Origin of the sequence: Caballeronia eucalypticola, assembly GCF_047608185.1 — a bacterium.
Lineage (GTDB): Bacteria > Pseudomonadota > Gammaproteobacteria > Burkholderiales > Burkholderiaceae > Caballeronia.
Map to the genome: position 1 here is coordinate 49601 of NZ_JBLKRU010000047.1, position 7508 is coordinate 57108.

At 58.9% G+C, this 7508-nt stretch carries 7 protein-coding genes; 5 read left to right on the forward strand and 2 right to left on the reverse strand.

What is annotated here, in order from left to right; genetic code table 11:
- Positions 1 to 7: 7 nt before the first annotated feature.
- Positions 8 to 2029 (reverse strand): serine/threonine protein kinase, encoded by a 2022-nt coding sequence (locus ACMX25_RS33640; RefSeq protein ID WP_414954214.1) that lies wholly within the window; start codon positions 2027 to 2029, stop codon positions 8 to 10.
- Between the two features lie 380 nt (positions 2030 to 2409).
- On the opposite strand from ACMX25_RS33640, the gene ACMX25_RS33645 reads away from it, so the two are divergent.
- The 5 genes from ACMX25_RS33645 to ACMX25_RS33665 all read left to right on the forward strand — a co-directional run bounded on the left by ACMX25_RS33645 (position 2410) and on the right by ACMX25_RS33665 (position 5753).
- Positions 2410 to 2676, forward strand: coding sequence for a hypothetical protein (locus ACMX25_RS33645; protein ID WP_414954215.1), 267 nt, complete (start codon positions 2410 to 2412; stop codon positions 2674 to 2676).
- Between the two features lie 82 nt (positions 2677 to 2758).
- Positions 2759 to 3034, forward strand: coding sequence for a hypothetical protein (locus ACMX25_RS33650; protein WP_414954216.1), 276 nt, complete (start codon positions 2759 to 2761; stop codon positions 3032 to 3034).
- 131 nt (positions 3035 to 3165) lie between these two features.
- Positions 3166 to 3387: a hypothetical protein gene (locus ACMX25_RS33655; RefSeq protein ID WP_414954217.1), complete on the forward strand. Its 222-nt coding sequence runs from the start codon at positions 3166 to 3168 to the stop codon at positions 3385 to 3387.
- Between the two features lie 265 nt (positions 3388 to 3652).
- A complete protein-coding gene (locus ACMX25_RS33660; protein WP_414954218.1) occupies positions 3653 to 5047 on the forward strand; it encodes a selenium-binding family protein in 1395 nt (464 codons plus the stop codon).
- 61 nt (positions 5048 to 5108) lie between these two features.
- The gene (locus ACMX25_RS33665; RefSeq protein ID WP_414954219.1) at positions 5109 to 5753 is read left to right on the forward strand and encodes a hypothetical protein; all 645 of its coding nucleotides are present in this window, start codon (positions 5109 to 5111) and stop codon (positions 5751 to 5753) included.
- Between the two features lie 495 nt (positions 5754 to 6248).
- On the opposite strand, the gene ACMX25_RS33670 is transcribed toward ACMX25_RS33665, so the two are convergent.
- Positions 6249 to 7370, reverse strand: coding sequence for an IS110 family RNA-guided transposase (locus ACMX25_RS33670; RefSeq protein ID WP_414949685.1), 1122 nt, complete (start codon positions 7368 to 7370; stop codon positions 6249 to 6251).
- Positions 7371 to 7508 lie beyond the last annotated feature (138 nt).

Here is a 7508-nt window from a genome sequence, read left to right on the forward strand (position 1 = left end):
AGGGGCTTTATTGTTTGCGGGGATGCGTGTCGATCTGAACGAGATCCACGGCAATCTTGTCGCGTCCGAATTTGTTCGCGATGTCTGCAAGCCGCTTCTCGACCGCGCGCAAATAATCCGCTCGCGACTCGCTCTCCGGCCTGATCGGGTCGAACAGCGCTGTGGGCGTCACGAGCAGCACGATTATTTCGGAGCCAAACGGCTTCGAGACAATCCAGTCACCCGCGCTGCCAATCGTCGCGGCGTAGTTCGGCGGCGCCTGATTGTCTTTCGAACGCGCGTTCGGCAGCATATGAACGACGCTGCCATCGAGTTGGTAATAGTCGATATTGACCCATGAATCGTAGGGCGGCGTCGTGATCTGAACGACCAGCGGCTGGCCTTCGGTCAACTGCGCATCATGGTTCCGCGTTTGGATCGATGCCGGGCGGCTCGTCGTCAAGTAAGGCGCGATCAGCTTGAGCATGTCGCATTTATCGTCATCGACTTCCTGGACCTGTACGCCGGGATCGGTGACGCCCGGAATCTGGCTTAGCGTCGTGCGCAACTTCTGCGTGCCATAGCTACGGCCAACATAGCCGCTCACACTCAGTGCCTGATCCTGCACCGACGCAGCCAGCGCCGAACACGGTACACGTGCGAGCACGGGGGTGATCGTGGCGAGTGAGAGGGTGGCCGGGACAATCGGTGTGGGTACGGATGCCGTGGCGGCTTTCTCCGGTGGGGTGATGCTATTCGTCGACGCGTAGAAATAGCCGGCCACAGCCACCGCAGCCAGCAAGCCCGCGGAGATAGCCGCTTTTACCGCGACGTCCGACATACCACTACGTTTTTGGGGCTCGCCGAATTCCTGGAGAAAGCGCACGACCGTCGGCATGCGCGCTTTACGCTCGAATTCAAGCGCGGACCTCAACGCCCGCCATTGCCGCGTCCCCAGACTCTCAGGACGCTGCGGCTTAAGCCCCGAGCTGCGCGCCTGCGTTGCGGGTATGCGGTCAAAGGGATGCCGCCCCGTGAGCAGCTCGTAGGTTGTGCAGCCGAGCGCATAGATGTCGTCGCGGGGATCGGGTTCGCGATGCTCAAGCATCTCCGGACTCGCATAAGCGGGTGTCAGCGCGCCGAGACTTCCAGGGTCGAAGATTGTTGCGTCCGTCTCTTCTTCGGGCCGCTGGAACACGCGGGCGATACCAAAGTCGATGACCTTCACCTCGCCGGTATCGGTCAGGAATACGTTCGCGGGTTTGAAATCGCAATGCACGAAACCACGCTCGTGCGCGTAGGCCAGCGCATTTGCCATGCCTTTGAAGATCGGCAAGGCCTCTGCATACGGCATGCCCTTGAAATCTGGTGCCCGCAAGATCCGGCTCAACGGCTTGCCCGACAAATACTCCATGGTCAGGTAAACCACTGGGCCATCGCGATCGAAGTCGTACACCGTGACAATGTTCCGATGCCCAAGCGCCTGCGCTTTCTTCGCTTCGCGCTGCAGGGCAATGAGCGATTTCGGATTGCCGCGAAACTGCAGATTAAGGACCTTGATCGCAATGTATGGACGTCGATCAGAGGCTTCGAGCTTGCGCAGATCGAGCGCTTTGTAGACGGTGCCCATGCCGCCCACACCGAGACATTCTTCGAGCACGAAGCGCCCGTTGAGGGTATCGCCGACGTCCTTCACCTGATCCGTCCCGGACATCACGAAGTCGCGCATGGGCGCGGACGAGGATGAGGAAGAGCGTGACGGCGAGGAGGGAATCGATGGTTGTTGCAATGCGCCCGGCGAAGTCTGCAGGCGAGTCTCATCGGCATTCGCGCCGTGACTGGCAAGCGACGCCTGCTCGATCCGCCGATGCACGGCCGCATAAAGATCGGCGGGCAGCGGCGTCCTGGCCTGTTCTTCGCGGAGTATTTCCAGCAGCCGCCCGGGCGAGGTGTCGTCGACGGACAACGCGCTGTCGACGAGTATCAGGAACTCATCGCGTGACGCACCGCTGTTTTGGAAGGTTCGAATAGCTTGGGCAAGACTGGTCATCTCGACGGCTCGTACGCGGCTCCATTAGTGAACATATTGTCTGTAGTTACCCGCACTCGCAGTGTTTCGATACTAGGTGACAGCCCTGCCTTTCGCAACATGGTTTCGTTGCAGATGTTCGATCGGGCACATGTTGTTGCCGGCCCAACAGATCGGCTTCCAGATGTTGGCCGCCAGCCGTCAGGCGTTTCGAACGGCAGAGAGAAGACCTGCGCGGCACGCGTCCACTGGGGTCTTCCAGGCCTTTTTCCACGAGCCTTCCAGGACTTTTTCATCGACGGGCGGCACTTCTGGCACAGGCCATGCATTAGTGTCCAGCGAGCAGACAAGATGCTCACCAACCTTTAAAGCCACCTGGCTTAACCCTTAGGAGAACTGCCATGAAATCACTTTCCATCAAAGACCTGTCCGTCACCGAAGAACTCGACAGCCGCGCCATGTCGGCCGTACGCGGCGGCAACCTGCCCGGCTTCTGGCCCGGCGTGAACGTGTCGTCGTACGAAGCATCGTTCAGCGCCGACCAACTGATCAGCCAGACCCAGAACACGCTGAACAACAACGGCAACAACGTGGCATTCGCGAGCGGCATTCACTCGACGGTCGACCCGAAGCAAACCGCCAGCAACAAGAACACGATCAACTTCTGAAGCTGCGCGGCAACTCCGGGGGCCTTGCGGCCTCCCGGTTGCCCGTTCAGGCCTCCCTTACTCTTTAGCTTGGAGCACCGCCATGTCATCCATCACGATTCACGACTTATCTCACAGCCGGGAGCTGGACCGTCACGCCATGTCGGACGTTCGCGGCGGCAATGCATCGCTTGCCAGCGCCGGTGCCTTGGCCAACGTCAACGTCGCAGTGAACACGAACGAGAACATCGTTCAGTATCAAAACGTAGAGGTCAATGCGCTCAATAACATCGGCGTGCTTGGCGCCAACCTCGGGCCGATACACCTAAACGTCAATCCAGCCCAGTACGCGAACACGGGTACGGCTGTGATGTTTTGAACGCACTGCAGGTCTGCACACGTCGACGTCCGCTGCGGGAAGATTTTTCCCGCGGCGGATCCGGCGTTTCTAAGGGCCTAAATTGCCTATACTGGTCTGAATAGACACCCTCAACTTTTCTGGATGACACCATGGCTGCAATTCTGATCAAGGATCTGCCCGACAGCGTGGAACTCGACAAGCAAGCGATGAGCGCGATTGTCGGCGGCGCGAGGTCGAGCGTCCGCCGGGCGCTTCGCTCGTATGCAGCGCCTGCGAACAGTACGCGGATCGTCAATTTTCCAGCTAGCCAGATTGGCGTTGCCGCGGCGCAACCCGCGGCCAAAATCACCGGCCGGAAACCGCGTAAATAAACTGGTTTGGCGCACGCGCTCAATGCACGCCCGGCAATCCCATTGCCGGGCGTTCTCGTTCTTGGAACCCGTAAGAGCTATTCGTAACGGCTAAGCCAATGCTTATCGCCGCACGGCATTCCCTTAGAAGAAATCAAGCTTTGGTCGCTAGGCAGGTCGTTCGTCGAAAGCTGAAAACAAGGTATATTTGCTCCGTAGTTCTGCGGGCAATCCTTGGACGGGCTTCCACCGGGCCACCAGGGACAAACATTCCTGGAGAGATGACATGGCAAATTGGACCCCGGATCCAACGTTCTATCCTTCCCCGCGGATGGCCATGAAGGCGCCGCACGAGACCATCGCGTACGTAGCGAGTTTCGATCCCACGCGACAGGTTCCGGATGCCATTGCCGTTGTAGAGGTGGACCCCGCGTCGCCCAGCTATTCGCAAATAATCAGCACTGTTGCAATGCCCAACACGGGCGACGAACTTCATCATTTCGGCTGGAACGCTTGTAGTTCCTGTTTATGCCCGAACGCACCTCACCCGCATGCCGAACGTCGCTATCTGGTCGTGCCGGGCTTGCGATCGTCGAGAATCCATATTCTCGATACCAAGGCCGACCCGCGCAACCCCAAGATCGTGCGCGTGCTGGAGCCTGCGGAAGTCGCCGAGAAAGCCGGCTATACGAGACCGCATACGGTTCATTGCGGCCCCGAGGGAATCTACGTGGCCGCATTGGGCAATGCGCAAGGCGAGGCGCCGGGCGGCATTTTCCTGATGGACCACGAGACCTTCGACATTCGCGGTCAATGGGAAATTGATCGGGGTCCTCAGCAACTCTCCTACGATGCCTGGTGGCATCTCGGACACGACACCCTGGTCACAAGCGAATGGGGTTTGCCTGCTACCTTCGAGAACGGCCTCGTGCCGGAAATCTTGCTGGGTGGTCAATATGGACACAAGCTGCATTTCTGGGACCTGCATACGCGCAAACATAAGCAGGAGATCGATTTCGGCAAAGAGAACCAGCTCGTATTCGAATTGCGTCCGGCCCACGATCCGACCAAGGCATACGGCTTCGTTAACTCCGTTATCAGCCTGAACGATTTATCGGCGTCTATCTGGACGTGGTATCGCGATGGTGACAAGTGGGGCGTCAAGAAGATCATCGAGATTCCTGCCGAGCCTGCCGACCCTGACCTTTTGCCGCCCATGTTGAAGGGTTTCGGTGCAGTGCCTCCGCTTGTCACCGACATTGATCTTTCAATGGATGATCGCTTTCTCTACGTTGCGTGTTGGGGAACCGGTGATTTGAAGCAATACGACGTGTCCGATCCCTTTGCACCCAAGCTCACCGGGACGGTACGGATCGGTGGAATCGTATCGCGAGAATCGCATCCGAAAGCGGACGGTCGCGCGCTGAACGGCGGACCGCAGATGGTTGAAGTCAGTCGCGATGGTCGCCGTGTGTATTTCACTAACTCGCTGTATGGCGCGATTGACGAACAGTTTTATCCTGAAGGTCTTAAAGGCTGGATGGTGAAACTCGATGCGGCGCCCGACGGCGGTATTGAATTTGATCCGCGCTTCCTGGTTGAGTGGCCTTCCACGCACCGGCCGCATCAGGTACGGCTCGAGGGTGGCGATTGCTCGTCGGACTCGTATTGTTATCCGTGATGTTATTCGTTGTGTTCTATGTGAGCCGCCGTTTTCGTGAAGCGTTCGCGCCGGGCACGTCATGAATATGGCATGGGCCGGGAGTAGCCATGCATGGGAGTGGTTCGCCATAGCGGCCCTTGGCGTATTTCATGGGATCAACCCTGCAATGGGCTGGCTGTTCGCGGTCGCGCTTGGTTTGCATCGGCGTAGCCGGCGGGCGGTTCTTCTTGCGATCCCGCCGATGGCGCTTGGCCACGCGCTCTCTATTGGCATAGTCGCCACGCTCGTGTTCACTACCGGGATGGTGCTGGACAGTCATCTGATCCGTATCGCTAGCGGCGCCTTGCTTGTCGCCTGGGCTGTGTACCAGGTTCGCTATGGGCACCGGCACCGCGTGCGTGTTGGCATGACGACAGGCTTTGCCGGCCTCGTCCTCTGGTCGTTCCTGATGGCAACCGCTCATGGAGCCGGCCTCATGCTGATCCCTGCGCTGATTCCTTTATGTGGGTCTGTGGCGGGCCAGTTTTCCTCTGGGCCGTTGCTGGTTTCGCTTGCCGCTGTTGGGCTTCATACGTTAACCACCTTGGTCGTGACGGGTGCCATCGCGCTGCTGGTTTACGACTGGCTGGGCGTGGGTGTGCTCAGGCGCGGATGGATCAACTTCGACAGGCTCTGGACAATCGGGCTCGCGGGTACGGGGGTGTTGCTGATTGCTACTGCATAGCACGGGGGGTCGTTCGCACTCGGGTTTGATGAGGTGCGGTTCTGGGGTGGCGGTCAGGGTTAATGCCGGGTTGCACGGGTTTTAGGGTTAGCGGTCGGGTTCATTGCCGGGTTGCTGCTTTTTAGGTCTTCGCGGGTTTTATGTTGGCTGATTTCTTTATCACTATTAGCCACTGTGCGTGGCGGCACGTCATTTCTGATATGACTTTCCGTGTCAAGCGTCGATGTTCAGATTTTTATTTCACTCATATTCGAGTGGGCGCTGCAATTTCCTGAGGGCGGCGTAGCAGTAAAACTCGACGGTGAATCAGGCTGATATTCGCGGGTTGGTTACCGCATTACAGAGATCCGTTTCGTGAGTCTGCCGCTAGCTTTGTGCGCAAGTCGGAATGAACCGTTGCCAAGAAATGACGCGGATAACTCGAATACCGGGCTACGCCGCCTTCAGGAAACTACCGTTTCATTGCGAACTGCTTTTTTGCTGCCTTCACCTGCCTTACTCCGAGCGCGGGCTCGCCTGCGCCATGCCCAACCGGCCGATGTCCCAGATGAAGCCCGCCAGTTCGCGAGCCACCGCGACGATGGCCACATTGGTGCTTTTGCCGCGCGCCACCAGCTTTCGATAGCGCCGGCACAGGCGCACCTGCGCGTCCCACGCCCGATCGACGATAACCTTTGGCAAGCCCTCATGACGACGCTGGATCTCGGGGCTCACTTTGGCCGTATGCCGATAACTCCAGGCCGCCTCGATGAGCAGTTTGCGGGCAAAGGAATTGCCGGTCTTCGTGATACCGCCTTGGCGCCGTTTGCCTCCCGAGGAATACTCCGAGGGCGTCACGCCAAGCCAGGCCATCAACTGTCGGGGGTGCGCAAAGCGACTCAAATCGCCTAACTCCGAGAGCAAGCCCACGGCAGCGGTGAACTGGATACCGCGCATCGATTGCAGAGCAAGCACGGCGGGATAAAAGCCCCAGCGTGGCACGGCATCGCGCATGGCCGATTCCAGACGCTGGCATTGTGCAAACCGATCCTCGATGGCGCGGCGTAACTCGTTAAACGCGAAATCCTGCCACTCGTTGCCAAACGAGAATTTGCTTAACCAGTTGCGGTGCGCCGGTCCCCAATTGGCCACCCCCACGTAGCGCACGCCGTGCGAGAGCAAAAATGCCTTCAGTGTCTGGCGCGCGCGCTTAAGCTCGTCGCGCGATTTTGCCCAGGTTCGGGCGAGATCGCGAAACGCTTCGTCTTCGACGGTGGGGATGTTGACGGCGCTGAGATCGCCGGCGCGCAGCGAGCGCACGAGCTTGATGGCATCGCGCCGGTCGGTCTTCACGCGATCGCCGGGTTTGCGCGGTATCTGCGTGGGGGCGCACACCATGCACTGGATGCCTTTGTCGCTCAGGCGCCGCTGCAAGACGTAGCCAAAGGGGCCCGCCTCATACACGACACGCACGTGCTTGGCCTTGGACAACAGCCGCTTGCACAGACGATCAAGATCGGCCTGAGTGGTGCCGATCTTGCCCAGCACCTCCACCTCACCGCCGTCCAGCGCGTAAGCGACGGTGATGGAATCCTTATGAACATCCAGTCCGACGAACAATGTGCTAACGTTTTGCATGCTGGCCTCCGGGTTGTAAATGAACACTTCGAGTGAGCGGTTCGCCCTCACTTTTACGGCTCTGGCTTTATGCTAACCCGCGCGGTTCAACTCTTCCTGTGGGGCCAGCCCTTACTTCCACGGAAGTCATACTGACTT

Bases quoted from the DNA above. Each gene is read 5' to 3' on its own strand.
- ACMX25_RS33640 (WP_414954214.1), bottom strand. From the start codon at position 2,029: ATGACCAGTCTTGCCCAAGCTATTCGAACCTTCCAAAACAGCGGTGCG.
- ACMX25_RS33645 (WP_414954215.1), top strand. From the start codon at position 2,410: ATGAAATCACTTTCCATCAAAGACCTGTCCGTCACCGAAGAACTCGAC.
- ACMX25_RS33650 (WP_414954216.1), top strand. From the start codon at position 2,759: ATGTCATCCATCACGATTCACGACTTATCTCACAGCCGGGAGCTGGAC.
- ACMX25_RS33655 (WP_414954217.1), top strand. From the start codon at position 3,166: ATGGCTGCAATTCTGATCAAGGATCTGCCCGACAGCGTGGAACTCGAC.
- ACMX25_RS33660 (WP_414954218.1), top strand. From the start codon at position 3,653: ATGGCAAATTGGACCCCGGATCCAACGTTCTATCCTTCCCCGCGGATG.
- ACMX25_RS33665 (WP_414954219.1), top strand. From the start codon at position 5,109: ATGAATATGGCATGGGCCGGGAGTAGCCATGCATGGGAGTGGTTCGCC.
- ACMX25_RS33670 (WP_414949685.1), bottom strand. From the start codon at position 7,370: ATGCAAAACGTTAGCACATTGTTCGTCGGACTGGATGTTCATAAGGAT.